The 24740-nt window shown below is 62.0% G+C and carries 21 protein-coding genes; 10 read left to right on the top strand and 11 right to left on the bottom strand.

Annotated features, from left to right (window positions below; translation table 11 throughout):
* Nucleotides 1-268: 268 nt before the first annotated feature.
* Both AC1VNY_RS32335 and AC1VNY_RS32330 read right to left on the bottom strand, forming a co-directional pair.
* Complete coding sequence (locus AC1VNY_RS32335; RefSeq protein WP_482408211.1) at nucleotides 269-496, bottom strand: hypothetical protein; 228 nt, start codon at nucleotides 494-496, stop codon at nucleotides 269-271.
* Nucleotides 497-866: 370 nt separating this feature from the next.
* Nucleotides 867-1844 carry a helix-turn-helix transcriptional regulator gene (locus AC1VNY_RS32330; RefSeq protein WP_482408210.1) on the bottom strand — a complete coding sequence of 326 codons (978 nt, stop codon included), beginning with the start codon at nucleotides 1842-1844 and terminating at the stop codon, nucleotides 867-869.
* 710 nt (nucleotides 1845-2554) lie between these two features.
* On the opposite strand from AC1VNY_RS32330, the gene AC1VNY_RS32325 reads away from it, so the two are divergent.
* The 4 genes from AC1VNY_RS32325 to AC1VNY_RS32310 all read left to right on the top strand — a co-directional run bounded on the left by AC1VNY_RS32325 (nucleotide 2555) and on the right by AC1VNY_RS32310 (nucleotide 5704).
* On the top strand, nucleotides 2555-2854 hold the full coding sequence (locus AC1VNY_RS32325) for a hypothetical protein (RefSeq protein WP_482408209.1): 300 nt from the start codon (nucleotides 2555-2557) through the stop codon (nucleotides 2852-2854).
* A 21-nt stretch (nucleotides 2855-2875) separates the two neighbouring features.
* Nucleotides 2876-3376: a portal protein gene (locus AC1VNY_RS32320; protein ID WP_482408208.1), complete on the top strand. Its 501-nt coding sequence runs from the start codon at nucleotides 2876-2878 to the stop codon at nucleotides 3374-3376.
* A gap of 556 nt (nucleotides 3377-3932) precedes the next feature.
* Nucleotides 3933-4289 carry a hypothetical protein gene (locus AC1VNY_RS32315; protein ID WP_482408207.1) on the top strand — a complete coding sequence of 119 codons (357 nt, stop codon included), beginning with the start codon at nucleotides 3933-3935 and terminating at the stop codon, nucleotides 4287-4289.
* Nucleotides 4290-4360: 71 nt separating this feature from the next.
* On the top strand, nucleotides 4361-5704 hold the full coding sequence (locus AC1VNY_RS32310) for an AMP-binding enzyme (protein ID WP_482408206.1): 1344 nt from the start codon (nucleotides 4361-4363) through the stop codon (nucleotides 5702-5704).
* Nucleotides 5705-6052: 348 nt separating this feature from the next.
* On the opposite strand, the gene AC1VNY_RS32305 is transcribed toward AC1VNY_RS32310, so the two are convergent.
* The 9 genes from AC1VNY_RS32305 to AC1VNY_RS32265 all read right to left on the bottom strand — a co-directional run bounded on the left by AC1VNY_RS32305 (nucleotide 6053) and on the right by AC1VNY_RS32265 (nucleotide 15651).
* A complete protein-coding gene (locus AC1VNY_RS32305; RefSeq protein WP_482408205.1) occupies nucleotides 6053-7459 on the bottom strand; it encodes a TAXI family TRAP transporter solute-binding subunit in 1407 nt (468 codons plus the stop codon).
* Nucleotides 7460-8105: 646 nt separating this feature from the next.
* The gene (locus tag AC1VNY_RS32300; protein ID WP_482408204.1) at nucleotides 8106-8996 is read right to left on the bottom strand and encodes an SDR family oxidoreductase; all 891 of its coding nucleotides are present in this window, start codon (nucleotides 8994-8996) and stop codon (nucleotides 8106-8108) included.
* Between the two features lie 277 nt (nucleotides 8997-9273).
* A complete protein-coding gene (locus AC1VNY_RS32295) occupies nucleotides 9274-11073 on the bottom strand; it encodes a thiamine pyrophosphate-requiring protein (protein WP_482408203.1) in 1800 nt (599 codons plus the stop codon).
* Between the two features lie 76 nt (nucleotides 11074-11149).
* On the bottom strand, nucleotides 11150-11689 hold the full coding sequence (locus AC1VNY_RS32290; RefSeq protein ID WP_482408202.1) for a hypothetical protein: 540 nt from the start codon (nucleotides 11687-11689) through the stop codon (nucleotides 11150-11152).
* Nucleotides 11690-11805: 116 nt separating this feature from the next.
* Complete coding sequence (locus AC1VNY_RS32285; protein WP_482408201.1) at nucleotides 11806-12081, bottom strand: cytochrome C oxidase subunit IV family protein; 276 nt, start codon at nucleotides 12079-12081, stop codon at nucleotides 11806-11808.
* The gene (locus tag AC1VNY_RS32280; protein ID WP_482408200.1) at nucleotides 12078-12722 is read right to left on the bottom strand and encodes a cytochrome c oxidase subunit 3; all 645 of its coding nucleotides are present in this window, start codon (nucleotides 12720-12722) and stop codon (nucleotides 12078-12080) included. The genes AC1VNY_RS32285 and AC1VNY_RS32280 overlap by 4 nt, the downstream gene beginning before the upstream one ends.
* On the bottom strand, nucleotides 12715-14322 hold the full coding sequence (gene ctaD / locus AC1VNY_RS32275; RefSeq protein WP_482408199.1) for a cytochrome c oxidase subunit I: 1608 nt from the start codon (nucleotides 14320-14322) through the stop codon (nucleotides 12715-12717). Before ctaD ends, AC1VNY_RS32280 begins: the two co-directional genes overlap by 8 nt.
* Nucleotides 14319-15221, bottom strand: a complete 903-nt coding sequence (gene coxB / locus AC1VNY_RS32270; protein WP_482408198.1) for a cytochrome c oxidase subunit II — start codon at nucleotides 15219-15221, stop codon at nucleotides 14319-14321. The genes ctaD and coxB overlap by 4 nt, the downstream gene beginning before the upstream one ends.
* Before the next feature lie 76 nt (nucleotides 15222-15297).
* Nucleotides 15298-15651, bottom strand: a complete 354-nt coding sequence (locus tag AC1VNY_RS32265; protein ID WP_482408197.1) for a hypothetical protein — start codon at nucleotides 15649-15651, stop codon at nucleotides 15298-15300.
* Between the two features lie 115 nt (nucleotides 15652-15766).
* On the opposite strand from AC1VNY_RS32265, the gene AC1VNY_RS32260 reads away from it, so the two are divergent.
* The 6 genes from AC1VNY_RS32260 to AC1VNY_RS32235 are packed head-to-tail and all read left to right on the top strand — an operon-like array spanning nucleotide 15767 to nucleotide 22846.
* Entirely contained in the window at nucleotides 15767-16423 is a 657-nt protein-coding gene (locus tag AC1VNY_RS32260) for a cytochrome c3 family protein (protein WP_482408196.1), read from the top strand.
* Entirely contained in the window at nucleotides 16420-19326 is a 2907-nt protein-coding gene (locus AC1VNY_RS32255; RefSeq protein ID WP_482408195.1) for a TAT-variant-translocated molybdopterin oxidoreductase, read from the top strand. Before AC1VNY_RS32260 ends, AC1VNY_RS32255 begins: the two co-directional genes overlap by 4 nt.
* A complete protein-coding gene (gene nrfD / locus AC1VNY_RS32250; protein ID WP_482408194.1) occupies nucleotides 19323-20678 on the top strand; it encodes an NrfD/PsrC family molybdoenzyme membrane anchor subunit in 1356 nt (451 codons plus the stop codon). Before AC1VNY_RS32255 ends, nrfD begins: the two co-directional genes overlap by 4 nt.
* Nucleotides 20671-21201, top strand: coding sequence for a DUF3341 domain-containing protein (locus AC1VNY_RS32245; RefSeq protein WP_482408193.1), 531 nt, complete (start codon nucleotides 20671-20673; stop codon nucleotides 21199-21201). Before nrfD ends, AC1VNY_RS32245 begins: the two co-directional genes overlap by 8 nt.
* The gene (locus AC1VNY_RS32240; protein WP_482408192.1) at nucleotides 21198-21719 is read left to right on the top strand and encodes a c-type cytochrome; all 522 of its coding nucleotides are present in this window, start codon (nucleotides 21198-21200) and stop codon (nucleotides 21717-21719) included. The genes AC1VNY_RS32245 and AC1VNY_RS32240 overlap by 4 nt, the downstream gene beginning before the upstream one ends.
* Nucleotides 21720-21721: 2 nt before the next feature.
* Entirely contained in the window at nucleotides 21722-22846 is a 1125-nt protein-coding gene (locus AC1VNY_RS32235) for a hypothetical protein (RefSeq protein ID WP_482408191.1), read from the top strand.
* Nucleotides 22847-24740 lie beyond the last annotated feature (1894 nt).

Here is a 24740-nt window from a genome sequence, read left to right as displayed (position 1 = left end):
CCGCTGATCCAACAGCCGCTTTAGGGCGCTTTCGAATAGTGCCTGCGCCCGCTCAATTGATCGAGCAACTCCCGGGCTTCCGCCTCATTGTAAGTCTTGCCGCTCGCAATGCGCTCGCGCTAGTTGGCCACAAATGCGGCGCCCATCCTCAACGTGCTTTCTGGCCAGCGCTATCTGTTCATCCAGGGTAGGCATGAGCCTGGCCTGCAAGCTGCTCAGCTCGCCTACATTATCACGCGAAAAGGTTGCTTCCAGCCGGTTAGCATTCTTACGATGTCCCGCTTTCGTGGTACTCGAGCCAGCCCTGATTCTTGGCGTACTGCAAGCCGGCCCAGTATTCGGCCGGCGTCGCCTTGTCTTGGTAGATCATCGGGTGGTTGATCTTCTCGATGTAGATCCTGCCGTCCTGGATCGGCTCAAACGCGCGGGCGGGCTCCATGAGCCTGCGGGCGGCTTTCTCGGGGACGGAGTAGGGGCGCTCGCCAACGTATTTCATCGCTCAATCTATGGAATTGGCGAGAGCCCCGGCAACTTTTGGGGGCCAGGAGGCAGTCGCCGGGGCCCTCTACGCGGCTAGTCCAACGCCAGCCGACTCGCAATGAAAGGCTGCCAGCTTTAGAGGAACATCGCAATCGCTGCGATCGCGACAGGGCAGATACCTAAAAGGATGATGCCTACGCGGACCAATATTTCGGCCATGGCACACCTCGATCGTGCGGCATTTATTGCAGACTAAGCTAGGTCGCCTCTCGCTGAAAGTCGCAGCTCGGGTGGTGGTTCGTGGCAGAGCGTCTAGGCGTGCTCTTCAATCTAGGATCCCGCCGCGTTTCAGCGGCATCGCCGGCGCACTGTGAGGGGTCGCAGGATCACTTCTGCTCCTGCATGGTCGATGCTGCGCGCACGCCCGATGGCGTCTCGCCGAAGCGCCGGCGGAACGTGCGATTGAAATAAGAAACATCACCAAAGCCGACTGCAAACGCAATATCGATGATGGCCAAATGCAGATAGTGTGGGTCCGACAACATCGCAAAAGCACGCTCAAGCCGGCATCCTGCAAGGTGCTCGGTGAACGACTTTCCGGTCCCCTCGTCGAGCAATTTTTGCACGTATCGCCGCGAGATGCCGATCGTCCCAGCGATCTTGTTCAGATCGAAATTGGGATCGCTGCAGCGTCGCGCGACCTCCGCCAGGATTGCCTGCAGCTTTGCTGCTTTCACACCGCGCTCCGTAACGATGCCTGTTGCTTGATCGGTCGGCCCGAGCGTCGCGGCTACAAGATCGAGGAGATGTACGCCGACGGTGGCGGCCAGTTTTGATGACGGAGGTCCTTTGAAGGATGCGAGCGACCGCAGGTAGCAGTTGAGAAGTCTCAGCGCCGGTCCAGAACGCACTGGCCGACCTGATAGGTCTTCCGGATTGGCAACCAGAGACCTAAGGGCGGCAGCCTGCACGGTTACGAATTTGACGCTCCCCCCACGCGGTCCAAATACACGCAGCGGCCTTCCCCGATCGACCAAACAAGCGGAGCCGACGTCATAGGCATGCTCTTGGCCAGCATTAGCAAATTGAACCGGTCCAGCCTCGACGAGGTTCAGCCCGAATTGTTCACGGCTATCCTTGAGGTGGTGCTTGTGACGGACAAACTCTACCGGCGTGGCGACAAGGCGGCAAACGCCAACCGCGCCAAGCTGCAAGTGGGTAACGTCGATACGCGGGCGGCCACCGCTGTGGTCTATCACGTCCAACGCGAGGTTCAGCCGCGCAAACTCCTCACGGAACGTCGAGAACCGCGAGCGCTCCGGCAGCATCTCGGTCGACCACCGCAGGTGAGATGACGTTGGCATCTCGACCTCCCGTCTTGGGGCAGCCCTCCAGAGTTCATTACAAACGGCGCGTCGATTAATCAATCGTAATCGATAAGGTCCGTTGCTGGCCCATAGCTGCGCCGGAGGGCCGTGGTCCTGACTCTATGGCTTTGGACTTGGCGAAGGCGCGGGAGCCTGGGGCGCCGGCGGTGGTTGATCTAGGGAGGTGATTGGCTGATCAGTCCCCGCATGCGGAATACAGGTCCCGGCATTCGCAACTTTTCCGGTCGCGTCTCCTCGAGCCCGTCGATGGTGGCGGCTACGGTGCCTCTCGAACTGGTCGTCATCCATCGAGCGTTGACGCAAAGCGGTGTAGGCGTTCGCATAAGTCTGCTGCAACTGTACCTCGGCGGTGAGGCAATCCGACAGCTTCTCGAACACAAGGTCGGTTTGAACCGGTGCTACGCCACCCACCAATACGACCAGAATCCATTTCATGTCTTCGCGATCCCAACATCCGAGCCTGCCCGCAAACGCCGGGCAGACGGAGGAGTTCCGTATTGCATTATGCAGTTTGTGCCATACAGCGTCGGGAGCGTCACGTCGGCTGGGTTGGCGACCTTTTCACCGGGGCGGCAGCGAGCGTGGTGTCTCTATTCTGTCGGCTTTGCCTGGAGAATGAACCCGATGCGCCGAGGCTCATCTTTTTCCTTTGGCACAGAGCACAGCAGGATAGATAGCTGCGAGTGATGTTGCAGCAGCTGCATTTTTCGGCCGTTGGCGGCGCGTCGAAGCGAAACCTCAAGGATGCCCGCCGCGTCATCCACATCCGGCGCGGCGTGCCGCTCGATGAGGCCAAGGCGCTCTGCCCGGGCGATCCCGATAGGCCGTTTGAGGACGGCGATTATCACGCCTCCTGGATTGATGACGTCGGCGCCAAGGACGAGGGCAAGCCCAACGAGAACGACAATCGGTTCTATGACAAGGATGGGATCGGCGAGGGCGAGGACGACGACGACGGCGTGACGCTGGTTCGCGCGCAATGGTAGGAGCGCGTCGCGGTTTACCTGGTGCTGGATCCGACCGACCCGACCGGCGAAAACAGCCTGACGCTGGGTGAGGACGAATTCAAGGGTCTGAGCGCGAAGGCGAAGCTCGCCGGCGGCAAGCTGCGGTTCACCAAGTCGACGCGCAAGGTTGACCGGCAGGCTTATCTTGGATCGGTGCTGCCTGAGATCGGCGAGGCGCCGTGTGCAGGACATTTCTCGTTCCAGTGCATGACCGGCAAACGGGACCGCAACAAAAACAGCTTCTACGGTATCGTCCGCGCCATGAAAGACTCCGCCCGATGGTCAAATGAGTGGATGTCGCGGATCATGCACATCATGAACGCGACCGCGAAGGGTGGCATTGCCGCGGAGCGCGGAACGTTCTTCGACGACGACGAACAGGGCGCGGCGTTCTGGGCGCATCAGGATCAGGTGACGTTCCTCAAGCCGGGCGCACTCGGCGCGAATCCCGAGATGATCCCGAAGCCGGCCTCGCAGGTCCCGCAAGGTCGTTCGAGCTGATGCAATTCGCGGTGCAGCGCTGCCGCAGGTTTCTGGCGTGAACGCGGAAGCGCTCGGCATGTCGCCCGTGGGCGACCAAGCGGCGGCGCTCGATCGCCAGCGCAAGCAATCAGCGCTGACCATCCTCCAGCCGCTTTTCGCGAGCCTGCGTGGCTAGGGGATGACGTCGACCCGGCCTCAGCGGGGAATCCCTCGCGGGGTCGTGATTCTGCAGATCGGGGCGATTGTCGGACTTCGTCGCCTCCAATTTGATCCGCCTTAGTTTAGCGCTCAATCGGACCATCCTGGCTCGTGCCCGCTTCGCTGGGGTGTTCAGTCGCTCGCCCACGGTCCTTTTCTTCGCCATACGTGCTTTCTTCTTGCGGCAAAGGCTCGTACGTTTTGCGGCCGATGAATGTATCCGGCGGCGGGGTGCCTTTGAGTGACCGGGCAGATTCGGTCGAGAGCCGGAGGGCCGGATCAATGGAACCGCTTAAACTGATAAGAGACGCCGGCGCCAAGTTATAGAGTGCTTATTTTTTCCGAAGCCGTAGTTTTATGGTGTCGTGTTAGCCGGATGGAATTCGAGCTTGTTGCTCTCGAATTTCGCGATCAAGGCTTTGATGGCGGTGCGAGCTTGCTGGTCGGTTATATTTCGCAGCAGTGCGGTGTAGTGCGCGATCTTCTCGTCTTCTTCGGCGCATCTCTCGCACATCGGCGTCACTCCAAGCTGCGAGACAATTTCGAACCGGTTACTTTCGTTCCCGGAACTTCGTTCATGGCATTCGGATGCATGGTGCAGTCACGGCGCCACTCAATGTCCTGTTGGGATGTCGCGCTCCACCGCAGTCCGCGGCGGATTGGCGCACCACCTGACTATCCCGGGGTAATCACCAATTCCAACACCGCCTGTGGGAATGATTTGCTTGCTTGATACTTAAACGGTTTCGCACGGGCGATATCGGCAGCTGCGACGGAGACGGCTTTCTGACCCTGCACGGCCGCATGAATGAACTGATCAACCGCGGCGGTGAGAAGATTGCGCCCGCCGAGATCGAATCCGCGCTGTTGAGCCATCCGGCCGTAGCCGAGGCCGCAGCCTTCGGAATCCGGCATCCACGTCTTGGCGAGGACATCGCAGCCGCCATCATTCCCCGTCCTCACGCGCAGACGACACCGGCGGAGCTACGTCAGTTCCTGCAATGCAAGCTGGCCTCATTCAAGATTCCGCGTCACATCCTGATCCTTGACCAGCTGCCAAAGGGAGAGACGGGAAAGGTTGAGAGGCGACAGCTGCGCGAATTGTTCGACGGGCGGTCGGGTCATCAGGTTTTGATGCCCGTGCCCCACACCGTCAAAGAAAAACCAATGAAAATAGAAGCTGAATTGCTGATGCTGTGGCGGCGGCTGCTCAAGTCCGATGCCGTGACGCCCGACGATGATTTCTTCGCAAGCGGTGGTGACTCCCTCCTGGCGATGGAAATGTTGCTTCAGCTCGAACAGCTGATCGGCAAGGCGGTCCCCGAAACGATTCTGTTTGGGGCGGTAACCATCCGACAGCTTGCCCGGAAATTAGAGGAGGAAACTCACACGCCGCCGACGCCGATCGCTCAGTTCCATACGGGTGGCAATCGGCCTCCGTTGTACTTTTTCAATGGGGACCTTAGATCCGGCCACACCGGCCTACGGCGGATGGTCGAACTTTTGGGGCCCGATTATCCGATCATCTCCATCGATCCCCACGGACTTCGTGGAGAACCGATCCCAGCCTCAATCGAGCGAATGGCCGCCGATCGCCTTCCGCTTATCCTGGAACGGCAGGCCAGCGGTCCTTTCCTTCTTGGCGGAAAATGCAATGGCGCCATGGTGGCGTTCGAAGCCGCTCGTCAGTTGGTGGCGACCGGACACAGTGTCCATATGGTCGCGATGATCGACCCGCCGACGGTCAATGCCCGTCCGGCGACCCGAGCGATCGTCAGGCTGATGAAGCCGATCGTCTCGCGCTACTTTTTACGCAGGATGTTTGAGCGCCTGGCGCGGCAGGAGCGAGACGCCAAGCGTTCGACGAGCGAACCGGTATGGACCGCCAAGGGCAGGATTTCGCCGGCTCTGTGGGACGCTTATTCAATGGCGATGGCGCCATATCTTCCATCATCGCTCGAGATCCCCGTTGCGTTTTACGCGGCGGAACACGAGGGACGGAATTGGCGGCATCTCTGTTCTCAACTCGAGGTCGTTCAAGTGCCGTGGGGGCATGATGGCTGCATGACTGTTGGCGCGGAATGCCTGGTTGATCATCTGCGGCAAAGAATCGACGCTCTAGGTTCGCGGGTACCTCCCGTCATATGATTCTTGGGGATCTCCGAGGTTGTTCTTCCGATTTGGGTCACTAGCCGTTATCCCGGCGTTGGCCGATCTTGGTCCGCTCATAGCTCCACAGCGGATGGTCCGGGATTTAAGAGTACACGCCCTAGGTCTCGGCCCTGTTGATCGCGCACTCACCTCTTTGGCTCCTGCCCGATGATGCGCTGCTAGTTTGGCGAAAACTTCTTTCTTAGCCCTACGGTCGACAGCCGGCTGATCAGCTCACATTCTTCAGCTTCGACCGGAGTTTCCCCACAGCATCGACCGCTGTTCGAGAGCGAGAGAACCGAGGCCTAATCGCGACCTCGATGCGGCCAGCTTGAAAGCTCGACGCTATCGGCGAGATGCAAGAGAAGGCCCTGGTGCCCCAAGTTGATCCGGTCGACCGCTCTGCACGGCTGCTCGCCGTTCTGTGATTGCATGATCAAAGAGTTCAAGGGCAAGGCCAAATACGGCCAAGTCCTCTTGTTCGATTGCACCGTCATCGTAGCACGCAAGCGTCTCTCCTATGATCGCGTCGACTTCGCGTTGCGAAGCTAACAAGTCCTCTTCGGATTGAGCCGTGCGGACCTGGGAAGCCGCGGCAAGTATGCGGTTGCGATGGCGCGTGGTCTCATCCCGTTCGTCGCGGTTCATATAACGGCGTAGCCAGGCGGCGGCTGAACCTACTCCGGAGAGGAGAAGAAGAACGAACCAGAAGTAGTCACTGTATTTGTCCAGAAACGTTCGCTCGGTGCCGTTAATGACGGCCGCAGCGCCCCGATGTACGGACGGCTCAGTCTCCTTTTCCGTTTCGGGCTTGGTAATGTGCGTCGCGCCGGCTACACGCTGCTTAATCGTATCGCGGACGGCGAAGAGTTGTCGGTAGAACGCTATTGCCTTCGATTCTGACAACGCCTTCTTGGCCACGACGAGATGGTTGACGCTGATCGTGTCGATCTTGTCGTCCGGCCAAGCTGGGTTCGCGCTGAAAACGCTTGCCGGGATCTCTTCGGCCTCGTAGCGAGGATGCTTTAAAGCGATGGCCTCTGACGCTTCGATGGAAAGGAACTTCGGCGGTCCGCGCGATCGGGCGGTAGCTGCGATAGCGTTAGCAGTAATGCTGCTGTCGAGCGGGCCGACGGATAAATATGCGTCGAGGCTCGGGTCTTGCGCAAGCCTCTCGAGTTCCTCAGTGCCGAATTGTGCCGTCGCAACTTTATCCGGATTGACGCCGGAACCGCTAAGGATCGCCCGTAACAGCGCCACGTTGGCAGCCGTCCTGCCAATGATGCCGACCTTGTGCCCATACAGATTGCCGACCTCTCTGATCTTCGCGGACGCCTTCTTTCCGGAACCCTTTGATGTGGGACCCGACGGCGACCACAGAACTGCGTAGTTTTTCCGCAGAACGGCGAGGGTCTGCGCGTCGGCAGGCATGCTTAGGTCAGCGCGACCAACGGCAAGATCAGTTTCGTTGAGATCCAGTAACGCGAGTGATTCCGCCGCTCCAGCGGTCGTGATCGAAGAGAGCCTGACCGTTCTGCTTTCGTCATTGAAAGCCTCGGCCATGGCTCGAACTACCCGTTCGTCTTCACTACCTGGTGGTCCCACGGCGATCCGGAGCGTCGTCGGCTCCAAAACGTAATAAAGAGTGCCCGCGGCCGTACAAAAGACAGCAAATCCCAAGGCCAAAACGATCAGCAACGATTTGCTTCCACGGGGGCGATCGGGGCTTCCCTTGTCTTTGGATGGGGACATACTCGATCCATGTGAGAAAATGGTCGTGCGTTGGCACGTCGAACATGAAGGTGCTCGCTTACGAAACTTGTGTGAGCTCGTTCCCGACGTTCCGTGCTGGAGTTTATGAGCGATGCCAAGAAGTAGATACTTCCTAGAGCATCGCCACCGGAGGCTTTTATGGCACCGTAGCGGTCCTCAGATCAGCGGAAGCAATAGCCCGAAGGCAAGGCGCTCGCTTCAGGATCCGCATGCTATCTGAACGGGAATGGAGTGCTGTTGTTCCAGCAACTGGAACATTTGCCGCTGAGGCCACGTGGATGTTGCTTTAGAACAATGGAATTTTTGCGGGTATCAATGTTTCCGAGGTCTCCAACGTTAGTAGTCGCGCGCAGCAGAAGGCGACGATCGACCGGCTGGCTGCGCCCACGGAGAAAGTCCAGATCCACCGTCGACGCATGGCAAGCGAGCGGACGAAGCCGAGACGTTGGAGCCGGAAGGCTTGGTGTATCCACGTCATCTCGCCGCGGGCCGTCATTTGGCGCTGTGGTTCATGGCGACAGTGTCGGTGCCGAAATGCTCCCCGCGCGAGCCGATTGAACAATCCGGACAAGGGCCTCGACGATCCCAATCCAAAGTGACGGTCCCGGTGCTCGCGGTCGGCCGTTCATGGCTGTCCCGATCCGCCTGCCGATCCGTAGACCTGGCCGGTCGCATAGCTGGCGTCGCCCGCAGCCAGCTGGACATAGATCGAGGCGAGCTCGACGGGTTGGCCAGGCCGGCCCAGCGGCGTCTGACCGCCAAACTGTTCGAGCTTTTCCATCGACGCGCCGCCGGAGACTTGCAGAGGGGTCCAGATCGGACCGGGCGCGACACCGTTGACCCGGATACCCTTCGGACCGAGTTGCTTGGCCAGCGACTTCACATAGTTCATGGTCGCAGCCTTGGTCTGGGCATAGTCATATAGCTCGGGCGAAGGATCGTAAGCTTGCTCGGAGGTCGTCCCTATGATGCAAGCGCCAGCCTTGAGGTGCGGCAGCGCGGCCTTGATGATCCAGAACGGCGCGTAGACGTTGGTCTTCATCGTTGCATCGAAATCCTCCGACGAGACGTCGAGGATGGACTCGCGCGATTGTTGGCGGGCTGCGTTACAGACGACAATGTCGAGACCGTCCAGGCCCTCCACGGCGCGCGCGACCAACTCCCGGCAGAACGACTCGCTTCTGAGGTCGCCGGGAATCGCAAGGCCGCGGCGGTCTGCCGCCTTGATCAGCGCGATCACGTCCCGCGCGTCTGGCTCCTCGGACGGGAAGTAGTTGATCGCAACGTCGGCGCCTTCGCGCGCAAACGCGACGGCGGCCGCGCGGCCCATGCCGGAATCGCCGCCCGTAATGAGCGCCTTCCGGCCTGCCAGTCGGCCCGATCCCTTGTAGGTCGTTTCACCGTGGTCCGGACGCGGTTCCATTTGGCTCGCCAGCCCGGGCCATGGTTGCGACTGCCTCTTGAACGGCGGCTTCGGATAGAGGCCCGTCGGGTCGGCCAAGCTTTTATGCTTCATCTGCGCTTCCGTGGGGTGTTTGTCGAGGCAAGTGGCCATCGCGCAATCCAACAACATCGTTTCGTCAAGCGTCCGACTCCGAGGCGGTTCCTATTGGTGGCGAACGCACCAGTCGGCAGGCCATGGAAGGTTTGACCAGGGCAGACCTTGATTGCCTGGACGCCGACGGAGGTCGCGTGGCCGGTATGCGACGACCACGGCAGCCGGCGCCGTTCAGCTTTTAGGGATCGCTCATGGCCAGAAAGACGCTGGTTGAGTGAAATACTCGGATCGAGCCTTATGAAGCGCCGTCAGCCTTGCCCGGAAGGATCGTCTCCAGCACCTGTCGAGCGGCGCCGCGGATCACGCCAACCTCGTTGGGATCGCCCTTGGCGAGCGCAATGGAGAAGTTCTTGGCCTGCTCCAACGTGATGTGCGGTGGGAGCGGCGGCACCTCCGGATCGGTCTTCACCTCCAGCACCACGGGCACATCGCTCGCCAGCGCCTGCTCCCAGGCCAATCCGACCAGATCGGGCCGATCGACATAGATGCCGCGGAGCCCGATCATCTCGGCAAAGTGGGAATAGGAGACATCAGGGATGCGCTGCGAGGCCTCAAATTTCGGATCGGCATTGACGATCCGTTGCTCCCAGGTTACCTGGTTTAGATCCTCGTTGTTGAACACGCAAACGATCCAGCGATGGTCTTTCCACTGGCGCCAGTATTTCGCGACTGTGATCAACTCGGCCATGTTGTTCATCTGCATCGCGCCGTCGCCGACAAGCGCGATCACGGGGCGGCCGGGCGCGGCATATTTGGCCGCAATCGCGTAGGGGACCGCTGCTCCCATTGAGGCGAGGCCGCCCGAGAGGGAGGCGTTGAGGCCGCGTCGCATCTTGAGATCGCGCGCGAACCAGTTTGCGCAAGAGCCGGAATCACTTGTGATAATGGCGCGGTCGGGAATCCGGGGTGACAGCTCCCAGGCGACACGCTGCGGATTGACTGGTTTGGCGGGTTGCCCTGCGCGCTCCTCGAGCGTTGTCCACCACTCGCGGACATTGCCCTCGATCGACTTGCGCCAACCGCCTGGGCTCTTTTGCTTCAGCCGCGGCAGCAAGGCGCGTAATGTCTCGGCGGCGTCGCCGACAAGGCCAACTTCCATTGGAAAGCGGATCGACAGCATATTGGCATCGATGTCGATCTGAACGCCGCGGGCGCTTCCCTCCTTTGGCAAGAACTCCGAGTAGGGGAAGGCGGAGCCGATCATCAGCAGCGTGTCGCATTCCATCATCAAGTCGTAGCTCGGCTCGGTGCCCAAAAGTCCGATCGAGCCGGTGACCCAGGAAAGATCGTCGGGTAGCGCGGCCTTGCCAAGCAGCGCCTTGGCGCAGCCCGCCTGCAGCCGCTCGGCAACCGCGATGACCTCGTCGGTCGCACCGAGCGCGCCCGCGCCGACCAGCATCGCGACCTTCCTTCCGGCATTGAGAACAGCGGCGGCGCGTTCGAGCTCGGCCTCATGCGGGATGACACGAGGCGGAGCGTATCCAATGCCGGAGCGTAGCGTGCCATGGGCGCGCGGCGGATCCTGGTAATGCTCTTCTTGAAGGTCGTTCGGAAGGATGATCGCGGTTACGGTACGCCGCGCCAACGCGATGCGCGCCGCGCGGTCGATCAGATGACGCACCTGCGCGGGCGTAGAGGCTTGGACGACATAGGCGCTGGCGACGTCCTTGAACATCGAGAGCAGGTCGAGTTCCTGTTGGTAATGGCCGCCGAGCGCGTTGCGCGCCTGCTGACCGACGATGGCGAGCACCGGCTGATGATCCAGCAGCGCATCATAAAGGCCGGTCGTAAGATGCGAGGCTCCCGGCCCCGAAGTCGCAATGCATACTCCGAGCCCCCCGGAGAATTTAGCGTAAGCCGTGGCCATGAACGCGGCCATCTCCTCGTGGCGCGCTTGGATGAACTCGATCTGGCCGTCCGCGCGATTGAGCGCGCCGAACACGCCATTAATGCCGTCGCCGGGGTAGCCGAAGATGTGCCGCACGCCCCAGCCGTGCAGGCGGTGGACGATGAAATCGCTAACGGTCTGGGACATAAGAGACGGCCTCGGAAATGACGTTCTGAATTGAACGGTTGTTTAGGCCGGCTGTTCCTATCCGGGAGGCGCGTCCTCAACGCCGATAGCGTAAGCCGAAAATCAGCGCGAGCGCCGCGAACGCGGCAATGGTGCAGGAAAATGCGATATCCGCGACGGTCGCATTGGTGAGGCTCCACAGCGCGCCGCCGCCAATCGCCGGCAGCGCATTGCCGATGAAGCAGCACACGAAATAGGTCGATACCACGGTGGCTCGCTCGTTCGCCGGTGCGATCTGGTTGACAACCTGGAGACTGCCGCGATAGCCGAGCCCGGCGGATATCGCCACGACGGCGGTGGCTGCCAGCATCACCCACAGCGATGCGGAAACCTGCGCGACGACGATCGACGCGGCCGCGGGGATCATCAGCGCGAGCGACCACAGCATTGAGGTTCGGCTGGCAAGCGTCTGCCTCGCCACGATGACCAAAGCGACGACGATGGCAAGCTCAAACAGTAACGCGCCGCCGGCGGCACGATTCTCGATGTGAAGATCGTGCGCCAGGATCGCCGGTATCAAGGAGGCATAGAATCCGACTGGCGCCATCAAGCCGAATCCGGTGATCGCAGGGGCCACGAACTGCGCCTCCCTTTCGTGGCAACGCCAATTTTGGCCACTTGGGCAAGGGCCCGGCGGTCAGCGAGGAGCAGGCTAAGGCGGAACCACAGCGCTCAACGCCAGAACCAATTGACTCACGTCCGCGTCACAAAATCCATCAGGCCGAGCCAGAGCAGGATACCTAGCCAGAACAGGCCGGCGCCAGCAAACAACAGGGTCAACGCATCCCGGTGCCGCAGCTCCATGAAGATCGCGGCGACCATTGCCGCCTTGGTGATACCGATCCCGATGGCGACGACGGCATTTGCGGCGCCGAGCGGCACGTGGGCCATCGCCACGGTCAGCGCGAGCAGGCCGAGCAGGCCGAGCCAGGCAGCGATCAGCGGCAGAGAGGGGCGGTGTTGCGTCATGCGGTCGACCTTCCCGGTAGATAGATCAGCGCGAACAGGATTATCCAGACGATGTCGACGAAGTGCCAGTACAGCGCCGCGCTGTGCAGCGCCGCGCGATGCTGGGTCGAAGGTGCATTGCGGCAGAGCAGCGCGAGGACCGCCAACAGACCGATGCCGATCATGATGTGGAGAGCGTGAATCGCCGTCGCGAGGAAGTAGAAGATGAAGAATAGCTGAACGCCGTTGGTGAGGTCGCCCTTGAACTGGAAATCGACGCCCGGCACGAGCTGCTGCTCGTACTCGCCGCGATACTCGATGCCCTTCAGAACGATGAAGGCAAGCCCGAGGCAGATCGCGCCGGCGAGCAGCCAGGCCGTCAATTTTCGCGTCTCCGCCGAGTAGATCTCGACGGCCCAGGCGACCAGGAAACTCGAGGTAAGCAGAATCGCGGTATTGGCCGTTCCGATCACGATCTCGGTGTGGCGGCTCCCGGTCGCAAAGCCCTGCGGATAGCTATGCCGGTAGACAAAATAGGCCAGCAGCAGGCCGCCGAACAGCAGCACTTCGGTCTCGATGAAGACCCACATGCCGAGCTCGGCGGTCTCGTCGCGATGGCTGGCCGAGGCGAACTGCGGGGCGACGCCGGGGCTGTCAGGCATTCTGCGGCTCCGCCGCGAACTTGCGGGAATATTGATAGGGCGCGCGCGTCACGACCGGCTGGACGTCGAAATTGTGCTCCGGCGGCGGCGACGATGTCTGCCATTCGAGCCCCGGCGCGTCCCAGGGATTGGCGGGCGCATGAGCCCCGAAGAACACGGAATAGCCAAGGTAGAACAGCGGCAGAAGGTAGGCGGCAGCCAGGATGGTGGCCCCGCCGGACGACAGCACGTTCCAGAGCTGGAATTCTGGCGGATAGACGTGGTAACGCCGCGGCATGCCCTCGGTGCCGAGGATGAATTGCGGGAAGAAGGTGAGGTTGAAGCCGAGGAAGATCAGGATTGCGGCCGCCCGCGCCCAGTATTCCGAATAGAGCCGCCCGGTGATCTTCGGCCACCAGTAATGCAGCCCGCCGAAATAGGCGGTCACCATGCCGCCGACCATGATGTAGTGGAAATGCGCGACAACGAAGTAGGTGTCGGTGGCATGCACGTCGAAGGCAAGGCAGGCGAGGAACAGGCCGGTGAGGCCGCCGATCGTGAACAGTCCGATGAAGGCCAGCGCGTACAGCATCGGCGCGTCGAACCGCAACGAGCCCTTATGCAAGGTGGCGGTCCAGTTGAACACCTTGATGGCGGAGGGCACCGCGACAAAAAAGCTCATGAACGAAAACACGAGGCTAGCGACCAGCGATTGCCCAGTGACGAACATGTGGTGGCCCCAGACCAGGAAGCCGAGGGCTGCGATCGCAAGGCTGGCCCAGGCGACGAACTTGTAGCCGAACACCTGCTTGCGCGAAAAGCACGAGATCAGTTCGTTGATCACGCCCATGCCGGGCAGGATCATGATGTAGACCGCTGGGTGCGAGTAGAACCAGAACAGATGCTGGAACAGCAGTGGATCGCCGCCGATCCGTGGATCGAAGAAGCCCACTCCGAAGAACCGCTCGACCGCAATCAGCACCAGCGTGATCGCAAGAACCGGCGTCGCGAGCACGAGGATCACCGAGGTCGCGTAGAGCGACCAAAGGAACAGCGGCAGCCGATACCAGGTCAGTCCCGGCGCACGCAGCCGATGAATGGTGACGATGAAGTTCAGTCCGGTCAGGATCGACGAGAAACCTGCAATGAACACGCCGGCCGCGGCGACCATGACGTAGCTATTCGAATAGAGCGTCGAGAACGGGGTGTAGAAGGTCCAGCCGGTATCGATGCCGCCGGCCAGGATCGCAAACAGCGTCACGCTGCCGCCCAGCATGAAGATGTACCAGCTCATGAGGTTGAGGCGCGGGAAGGCGAGGTCGCGCGCGCCGATCATCAGCGGCACGATGAAGTTGCCAAGCGTGTTGGGGATTGACGGGATCAGGAAGAACCACACCATGATGATGCCATGCATGGTGAACAGGCGGTTGTAGATGTCATCGCTGACGAGATCGGCCTGCGGCGTGGCCAGCTCGATCCGCATCGCGGTCGCCGCCGCGCCGCCAATGAAGAAGAACAGTGTGAGGGATGCGAAATAGAGGATCGCGATCCGCTTGTGGTCCGTGGTGAAAAACCACGAGCGCAGCGTGTAGTTGGCGGTGAGGTAACTGGGTTCGGTCATGGCTGTCGCCTCAGCGATTTGATGTAGAGCACCAGGCGAAGCAGCTGATCCTCGGTGACTTGGCCCTCGAAAGACGGCATCAGCGGCTCGTAACCCGCTGCGATTTGGCTGCGCGGCAGGAGGATGGAGTCGCGGATGTATTTGTCGTCGGCGATCACAGTGCTGCCGTCGGACAGCGGCACCGGGCGTCCGTAGATCCCTTCCAGCTGCGGCGCATGGATCTTGCTGCCCACGCTGTGGCAGCCGCTGCATCCGAGCTGCCGGAACAACGCGCCGCCTTCGTCCGCGAGAGAGCTTGTGGGCGCCTGCTTGTTGAGCCAAGCAGCAAAATCGGCCCGCTCCATCACCACGACCTCGCCGGTCATTCCCGAATGAGCGGTGCCGCAATACTCGGCGCAGAACAGATGATAATGCCCGGTCTTCTGGGCCGTGATTTCGAGGTCCTGATAGCGGCCGGGAACGACGTCGTGCTTCAGGCGGAGTGCGGGAATGAAGAAGCTGTGAATGACGTCCTGTGAGGCCATCACCAGCCGGATCGGACGCTCGACCGGCATATGCAACGCATTGATTTCGGATTGACCGCCGGAATGCTGGACCTTCCACATCCACTGCTTGGCAACCACGAAAGCAGTCAGCTCATCGGGTGGCCGGCGGTAGATTTCGAAGTAAACGCTGGCTCCCCAGACGAAAAGGGCGAGAAAGCTGAGCAGCGAGGCTGTAGTCCAGCTGACCTCCCAGTACCAGCTCTTGGCCTCGTGGTTCTCGCGGTCGACCTCATTGCCGGCGCGATAGCGCACGCAGAACAGCGCCAGCAGGAAGAACAATAGTCCCAGCATAAGCGCGCTGGCGATCAAGAGACCGGCAAACAGCAGATCGACGTCGCCGCCTGCCGGGGACACGCCGGGGTGCCAAAAAGGAATCCACTGGCGCCACATGCTCAGGTCACCGCCGGCGACCTGGCGGAAAGGTTGCAAATCATGGGGTAGGCCATCCCGGCAGGCCCTTTCGCAGCAGCATTTCGGTGGCGCGCTTGATCGGCACGCGCACGATCCCGCGGTCGCGATCGACCCAGCCATAGGTATCAGTCATCTCGGCGTCCTCACGGCGCACGCGCGCGAGTTGGTCGGATGGCGTGATTTCGAGTGGAGGAGCGTTTGAGCTCAGCGCCGGCCGCGCGACGGGGCTGGCGTGGTGCAGCGATTGCGGAAAGATCAGCGGCATGACGAGCGGAACGATCAGCACGAAGGCGCCGAGACCAGCTGCGATCCAGACGATGGCGTTGATCGCGATGTCCGACCGTTCGAAGTCGAAGCCGCTCGTTTGAACCATGTTCCGGGTCCTTGCGCTGCTGGTCAATGCGGAACGGGTCACGGCGTTCCTCAGCTAGGAACCAATCGACAGGGGCGAGATTGACGATCAGTCCCCGCCAGCTGGTCGGCCACGGATGGCTCAGCTCTTTTCACCCGCCGCCGATACCTGGATGCGGCTGTTCCTCGTCGGAAGTCTTTCGCTGATGGCCGGTGGCACGGTTGGCATCATTGGCTTTGCACGGTCCGCCTACATGACCTCAACCGACGTCCGCCCGCAGCAGCCGGTGCCGTTCAGCCACCGTCACCACGCGGGCGAGCTCGGGATCGAATGCCGCTACTGCCACAGCAATGTCGAGAGCGGTCCCCAGGCAGGCCTGCCGCCGACAGAAACCTGCATGACCTGTCACTCGCAGATCTGGACCGACGCCTCCATGCTGGAACCGGTCAGGCAAAGCCTCGCGCACCACACTCCGATCCAATGGACGCGGGTCGCCAAGCTGCCTGACTATGTTTATTTCCGCCACGACATCCACATCGCCAAGGGCGTCGGATGCGCAGATTGTCACGGCCGCATCGATCAGATGGCGCTGACCTATCGTGCCAAGCCGCTCACGATGGAGTTCTGCCTGGATTGTCATCGCGATCCCGCGCCGAAGCTGCGGCCGCCGGAGCACATCACCGATATGGCGTGGACGCCGCCGACGGATGCTCGCGCCAGGGGCGAGGCGATCGCGGCACATGAAAAGATCCGCTTCGGCGAGCTAACCCACTGCACGGTGTGTCACCGATGACGCACAATGTTCGACAGCACCGCAATCAAGGCGCGCCGCTGGAAGGTGGGCCACGCCAATGGTCCGGTATCGAGGAACTGTCTGACGATCCCGCGTTGCAGGCCTTCGTCGATGCGGAGTATCCGGCCGCGCAGACGTTCTCGCCGACCGCCCGGCGCGAGTTTCTCAAGCTGATGGGCGCCTCCTTCGCGTTGGCCGGGCTCACCGGCTGCGAGAAGAGCCCGTTCGTGGCGGGGCTACCCTATGTCGATCAACCTGATGATGTGACGATCGGAGTACCGCGTCGCTATGCCACCGCGGTCATCCTCGACGGCTATGCGCAGCCGGTGATCGCCACGACCTATTCGGGGCGGCCGACCAAGCTGGACGGTAATCCCGACCACCCCGTGACCGGCGGGCGCAGCGACATCTTCATGCAAAGCGCGGTGCTCGGGCTCTACGATCCCGACCGTGCGCAGGCTCCGACACGCCGCGGCGAACCGGTCAGTTGGCAAGACGTTGTTGCGGCGATCGGCGTCCTTCGCGAGGGATGGAGCAAGGACGGAGGAGAGGGGCTGCGGCTGCTGGTCGGTCCGATCACTTCACCGACCTTGTTGCGGCAGCTCGATGCGTTGTCGAAGCAATTTCCCAAAGCACGGGTTCATCTCCATGTCCCTGCTGCGCAATCTCCGCAGCAATCGCTCGCCATGGCTGCTTATGGAAAGCGCGTACACCTTCATTATGCGCTGAAGCAATGCGACGTCATTGTCAGTCTCGACGATGATTTCCTCGGCCCCGGTCTCGATCAGGTGCGCAATGCGCGGGGTTGGGCAGCCTCCCGGCATCGCTTTGCCGATCGTCCGGGCAATCGCCTGTTCATGGCGGAGAGCGTGCCGTCGGCGACCGGCGCGATCGCGGGAAGCCGGCTGATCGCCGATGCCTCGCGCATGCCCATTCTCGCCGAAGCGTTGGCGAATGCGCTTGGCGTTTCCGGCGCCGCCGCGGGCGAGATCACGGAACGCGAGCGCGACTGGATCAAGCGCGCAGCCAATGCATGCGGCAACGCGCGTGGCACGTCCTTGATCGTCGCCGGCCCGGTCGGAGGGCGGGCGGCGGCCATCTGGGCGGCCAGGATCAATGATGCTCTCGGCAATGCCGGGCAGACATTGAAGTTCACCGCCCCAATCGCTGGCCCAGCCGTCGCCGGGACGCTTGCCGAGCTCGTCTCCGACATGAGCGCTGGAAAAGTCCATTCCCTGATCGTGATCGACTGCAACGTGGCTTACAGCGCGCCCGGCGAGCTCAAGGCGGCGGAGGCGTTGCAGCGGGTGAGAACATCGCTGCATCTCGGCTCGCAGCGCGACGAGACCGGCGCGCTCTGCGAATGGCAACTCCCGATGGCACATGCGCTGGAGAGCTGGAGCGACGCACGTGCCGTCGACGGGACGGCGACCATTATCCAGCCGGTGATCGTGCCGTTCTACGACGTAAGAACCATCCATCAGTTTATCGCGATGCTGCTCGGCGAGATCGATCCAGCGCCCGATGCCGCCGTCCGCCAGACCTGGCAGGTCGCGTTCGGCGACGCGTTCTCGACGCGGTGGAAGCAGGCGCTCCATGATGGGTTCGTTCAGGGGGCCGCAGGCTTTGTAGACGCGAGGGCCGTCAGCGGAGCGGTCACCGCACCGTCGGCGGACGGTGCGGTCGACATCGTGTTTCGGCTCGATCCGACCGTTTGGGACGGCCGGTTCGCCAATGTCGGCTGGTTGCAGGAACTGCCGAAGCCCCTCACGACAGTCACCTGGAGCAACGTCGTCGCGATCGCTCCCGATCTGGCGAAGCGCATTCCGGTCGCCAACGGCGATCACGTGGAGATCCGGATCGGTGACCGCAGCGTCACAGGTCCAGCCTGTATCATGCCGGGCCAGGCCGGCAACACGGTCGCACTCTATCTGGGCTACGGCCGGACGCGGGCAGGGCGGGTCGGAGATGGACTTGGTTACGATGCCTACCAAGTGCGGCCAGCGGATTGGCCGTGGCTCGCCAAGGGCAGCCTGCGCAAGGTCGACGCGACCGAAACGCTCGCGGTGACGCAGTTGCATCACCGCATGGAAGGTTTTGATTTCGTCCGCGAAGTGAGCCCCGGGGAGCTAGCGAAGCCAACGTCCTCGGAGCAAGCGAGTTTCTATCCGTCATGGGCGTCATCGGAGAACGCCTGGGGCATGGTGATCGATCTCGACGCCTGTATCGGCTGCAATGCCTGCGTGGCGGCCTGCACGGCCGAGAACAACGTTCCGATCGTGGGTGCCGATCAGGTCAAGGTCGGCCGCGAGATGCACTGGCTGCGGATCGCACGTTACTACGATGGCAGCATCGAGGAGCCCAAAAGCTATTTCCAGCCGGTGCCCTGCATGCATTGCGAGGACGCACCCTGCGAGATGGGGTGTCCGGTGCACGCGACCACGCACAGCCCGGAAGGGCTCAACCAGATGGTCTATAATCGCTGCATCGGCACCAGGACGTGCTCGAGTTATTGCCCATACAAGGTGCGGCGTTTCAACTTCTTCGATTATCGGGCGCCGGCCGATTCCCCGACGCAGGCGGCACACAATCCGGACGTAACGGTGCGCTCGCGCGGCGTGATGGAGAAGTGCACCTATTGCGTCCAGCGTATCGAGGCGGCCCATGTCACGGCCGACAAGGAGAGCCGTCCGTTGCGCGACGGCGAGGTCATGACGGCCTGCCAGCAGGCTTGTCCGACCAGCGCGATCGTGTTCGGCGACATCAAGGATCCGAATTCGGAAGTGGCGCGGCTGAAGCGCGATGGCCGACACTACGTTTTGCTGGAAGAGCTCGGCACGCGGCCCCGCACCACCTATCTGGCGCGTTGGCGCGATGACGGTTCGGGGAGCGGGCAGGGATGAGCGATCGCTCCGAGATCCTGCCGCGGCGCCAGAGCATGGGCGGCATCGCCGACCAGCTCACCGGCATTCCGCTACATTTCCCCGCGGAGCGCCGCTGGGTGATCGCTATGGCCTTCGCGAGCGCGTTGCTTCTGCTGCTGATGATCTCGGTGACCGAGCTGTTCACGCGCGGCGTCGGCATCTGGGGCATCAACATTCCCGTCAACTGGGCGTTCGCGATTCACAACTACGTCTGGTGGCTCGGCATCGGCCATGCCGGCACGCTGATCTCGGCGCTGCTGCTTCTGACCGGCAGCGAGTGGCGCAATTCGCTCAACCGCTTCGCCGAGACCATGACGCTATTCGCGGTGGTCTGCGCCGGCATCTACCCGATCCTGCATCTCGGTCGGCCCTGGTACGTCTACTGGATGTTTCCGTATCCCGCGACGATGGGCGTTTGGCCGCAATTCCGCAGCCCGCTGGAGTGGGACATCTGGGCGGTGCTGACATATCTGACGGTTTCCCTGGTGTTCTGGTACACTGGGCTGATCCCGGACCTCGCCGCCGCGCGGGACCGCGCAACCGGGCGCGGCTGGCAGATCTTCTTCGGTATCACCTCGCTCGGCTGGCGCGGCTCTGCGGTACACTGGCTGCGCTGGTCGCAGGCCTATCGCCTGACCGCGGCGCTCGCCGTGCCCTTGGTCGTATCCGTGCACAGCGAGGTGTCGCTGTTGTTTGCGGCCGGGCAGATCCCCGGATGGCATTCGACGATCTTCCCTCCGTATTTCGTCCTCGGTGCCGCGTTTTCAGGCTTTGCCGTGGTCGCCATCATCGCGGTCGCGCTGCGCTCCTGGTTCGGGCTGCGAAACTTGGTCACCGACGACCATCTCGATGTGCTCGGCAAGGTCCTGCTCGCGACCGGGTTGATGACCGGCTACGGCTATGTGTTCGAAGTCTTCGATGCACTCTACTCGGGCGAGGCGCATGAGATGCGGACGCTGCTCGGCCGCGTTGCCGGCGTTTATGCTTGGACCTATTGGGGTGCTGTGCTCTTCAACTTCGTGCCGCTGCAGGCGCTGTGGTGGAGGGGCGTTCGGCGCTCCGGCTGTGCGCTGCTCCTGATCTCGATCTCGGTCGCGATCGGGATGTGGCTGGAGCGGGACATGATCCTGGTCACCAGCCTCTATCGCGACTTCCTGGTGTCGTCGTGGGGCGGGTTCACGCCAACGTTCTGGGATTGGTCGACCTATCTCGGCACGATCGGCCTATTCCTGGTGCCGTTCCTGATCGCTGTGCGGCTGATTCCGATGATCTCGATTTTCGAGACCAAGGAGCTCCTCCATGAAGAAAAGGAGGAGGCGCATCATGGCTGAACGTGCCTATGGCATGCTCGGAGAATTCGAGAGCCCGGAAGCATTGTTGGCGGCCGCGCGGCGGGCGCGCGCAGCCGGCTATCGCGAGCTCGACGCGTTCACGCCATTTCCTGTCGAGGGTCTGGCGCGAGTCCTGAAAATTCCGCGCCCATGGATCTCGCTGGTCGGCTTGATCGGGGCATTTTCAGGAGCAGGCATAGCGCTCTTGATGCAGATGTTCGTCAGTTACGACTATCCCCTCAATGTCGGCGGCCGGCCACTCTATGCGCTATCGGCGTTCGCCGTAGTCACCTTCGAGCTGACCATCCTGTTCTCGGCACTCGCCATGCTGGTCGCCATGCTCTGGCAGAACGGCCTGCCGCGGCTCAACTATCCCGTCTTCACGGCACCACGTTTCCACCTCGCCAGCAAGGATCGCTTCTTCCTCTGCGTCAAAAGCCAGGATCCGATGTTCGACGACCGCGAGACCGCGGCGTTCCTCGACGGTGTGGGCGCCGCCTCAGTGATCCGCGTGTCACCATGATCAAACTGGCGCTCACCGCACTCGCGTTATTGCTCGTGGCCTGCGACCAGAACATGGATGTGCAACCGAAATACAACGAGTATTCCCGCGGGCCGCTGTTCCGCGGCAGCGTGTTGCGTCCTCCGCCGGCCAATATCGTGGCGCGCGACGATCCGGCGCGGGAGAAGGCGGTAACGACCAAGCCCGCGCTTTCCGCCCAGCTGCTTGATCGCGGCCGGCAGCGGTTTGCGATCTTCTGCTCGCCGTGCCACGGCGCGGGCGGCGACGGCAATGGCATCATTGTTCATCGCGGGATGCCGCGTCCGACCAGCTACCATGTCGACCGGTTGGTGACGGCCGACGACCAGCACTTCTTCGATGTAATCACCAACGGCTATGGCGCGATGTACTCCTACGCCGCGCGCGTCGGCCCCCGGGATCGCTGGGCCATCGTGGCCTATATCCGCGCCCTGCAGCTCAGCCGTCGCGCCTCGATCGAGGATGTACCGTCAGACCCGCGCGCCAAGCTCACGCGATAGCCATGAGCACGCGCCGCGACATCAGGATCATCGTTCTCTTCGTCGCCGGTCTGGCTCTCGCGACGGGCATTATGGTCGATGGCCGTGCCACGGCCGCGGCCTATCTCGTGGCCTGGGTGACGTGGGGCGCGGTCCCGATTGGAGCGCTGGCCCTGTGGATGACGAGCTATCTGGTCCGTCGCGTCTGGACCGAGGCCCTCTACCCGCAATTCGTCGCGGCAGCGGCAACTTTGCCGGTGATTGCTGTGGCGTCGCTGCCGATCCTGCTCTTCATCAAGCAGCTCTATCCGGCGGCCGCCGATCCATCCGCCTTGCCGCCATTTAAGAGTTACTACCTCGCAACCTGGTTCTTCATATTGCGTGGCGCGATCTATTTTGGACTCTGGATCGGTTTCGGATTCTGCCTACGCCGGGCGTGGCGCAACGATGACGCCATGGTGCGCGCGGCATCTGCGGGGTTGGTCGTCTACGTCTTGACCGTATCGCTGGCCGGTATCGACTGGACGGCGTCACTCGAGCCAGACTTTCATTCCTCAGTCTATGGCCTGCTTTTCCTCAGCTTTGCGCTGCTCAACGGCTTCGCCTTTGTGCTCGGCGTCAGCCTGCTTTCGGGACGCCGGATCGGCCGTAGCGCTGGCTATAGCGGATTGCTGCTCTCCCTGATCCTGCTGTGGGGCTACCTTCATGCGATGCAGTACATCGTGATCTGGTCGGGTAATATCCCCGACGAGGTGACCTGGTATCAGGCGCGATCGGAGCAGGGGTGGCAGTTTCTGCTTGTTGCGCTTTCGCTCGGACAGTTCGTGCTCCCCTTCTTTGCGCTGTTGAGCGCAAGGGTTCGATTCAGTCCCCGTGCGCTTCTAATGCTCTGCGGGCTGACCTTGCTGATGCGCTGTTGCGAGGCAGCTCTTTTGATCCTGCCGGCGATCCACCATATCGCGCCGCTGACGACGGCTCTGATGCTGCTCACCGCGGTGCTTTTCGTTGGGGCGCTGCTGTGGTTGGCTTTCGACCGGGCGTTGGCGAATGACGGACGCCTCAGCCAGGCTTGGGCGAGCGTCCCGCCGGATCAGAAGCGCCACCAGCGCGATGAGGGCTGCCATCGTGATCACGACAGCACCAGTTAACATCCGCCAGATCGCAAAGGTGTAGACGCCTGTTGCGGGATCGAAGCCATAGCAGAGCAGGTGGGCCTGATCCGACCAGGTGCCGACGTGGCCGCGGCCGGCCTCGACCAACCCGAGCCGTAGGTCACCGGGATCCAGGGCGATGCCGGATAGCGCGCGCGAGATGCGGCCCTCGGATGTGACCATGAATGCCGCGACCGGATGAGCGAACTGGTCGCGCTCGCGGTCATAGCTCGACCGGATGCCGAACGCCGCCAGTAGTTTGTTCACGCTGGCGGAGGTTCCCCGCAAGAATGTGGCATGATCCGCGACTTCACCGCGGGTGGTGATCTGCTTGGTCTTCATGGCCTGGGCGTCGCCAGCCGTGTCCTTTGGATCAAGGCCGAGCACCACTAGCCGGAAATCGGCTCCGGGCCGCAATCCGGTATCAGCCAACGCGTTCGAGACGATCGACAGCAGCGGCCCGCAAAGCGTCGCGCAGGTGTAATCGGCATTGACCCAAACGGTGGGAGTCGCTTGCAGCCATGCCTGAAGAGACCGCGTCTGATCCAGCTCGTTCGCAAGGGGCACGTCGAGCGGCAATCGCCTGCCTATGGTGGAAGTAGTCACGGCTCGTTCCAATTGATCTCGGTCGAGTGCGGCATGCGCACAAGGCGCGGTGCCCACGAGAGCAACGAATAATCCCACCCAGATTGGGGAGATGGAGGGTGTAGTTTGGCGAACGCGTTTCATAGATGAACCGATGAACGTCCGCAAGGCAATCGCAGAGCGCCCAGGTTGGTTCCAGTGAGACGTACGTGTTGTTGGTGCTCGTCCGGTGTCTGCTCTTTGCCAATATCGCGACAAATGCAGTGACTGCGCGAGCCGGCGAGCAAGGTCCCAAGGGTTAGACGGGCAACGAGGCCTCGCTCTAGGGCTCTGCGGTGATAAGAACCTGCAGATCGCGGGATTCAGCCCGGGGCGTCGATCTTACATCCGATGATGTCGCTTATCCTACCGATGGTGAATCGCTTCCGCCATTCGCGCTGATCGGGTCGTAACGCGCCGTCGGTTGAGGTTTGGAGCCGAATAGGCGGCCGCGACCTGGTCGCTCCATGTTGCACGCTCGCAGTGATGGTTGGCGGAAGCCGAAAAACTTGCAGCCTTGGGCGAGTGAAGAAGAAGCGGTTCCCAACAAATCAATGATTCGAAAGAAAACGCGCAAGAAGGCCCAGGGACGCCGAACGAGGTCATCGTGTTTGTGGTCAGGGCGCGTGCGGCAATCGCCGCACCGGGCTCTTCTGAACCGAGCCGCGTTGCGTCTCGGCCATCCATCCGGTTGCGGTCCCTCGCGCAGTATATAATGTGTCGCTCGCCGGAGGCACTCGCCCGCGGGCCCCGCCGTCATTGCATGCCGGCATCGCTATCGCTGTCCCGCGTTCGGGTGCCTTGTTAACCGGTCTCGCGACTGCAGTCGCCTCGGTGCCCGCGGCCATTGCATGCCCGCGTCGCTATCACTGCCCTCTCGCCGGCTGCCTCTTTGATCTTGTCACTCTTGGCTTGATTTCACTTCTTCCGGGTTGCTCAGCGCTCTCATCGTCGAGAGCTACGGGGCTCCGCCCCTCGCGCGCGCGAGGGTAGCGCGCCGGCTATACCGGCGCCGCCCCGAGCGGTCTCCCCGGTCTTCCGCGCTTCGTTCATTTGCCGACCTTGGACGAATTGGGACGCGCTTGTGCAGACCCGCTTCTCGCGAAGCGGCCCTCATCGGGCGGGAGATACCCCTCCGCCCGGGTCGCCCTGGCACTTGCTACCCCCGGTCTCGCCGACGGGCAGGGGCGCAGGCGCGGAGTGCGCCATGCACCCATGGAAGCAAAAGGAAGAATGATCATGTCGGCCAAATCAGTTGAAATCATTC

The sequence above is a fragment of the Bradyrhizobium ferriligni genome, assembly GCF_056837965.1.
Note: the sequence above shows the minus strand (reverse complement) of the source record. Positions and strands in the feature narration are given on the sequence as shown.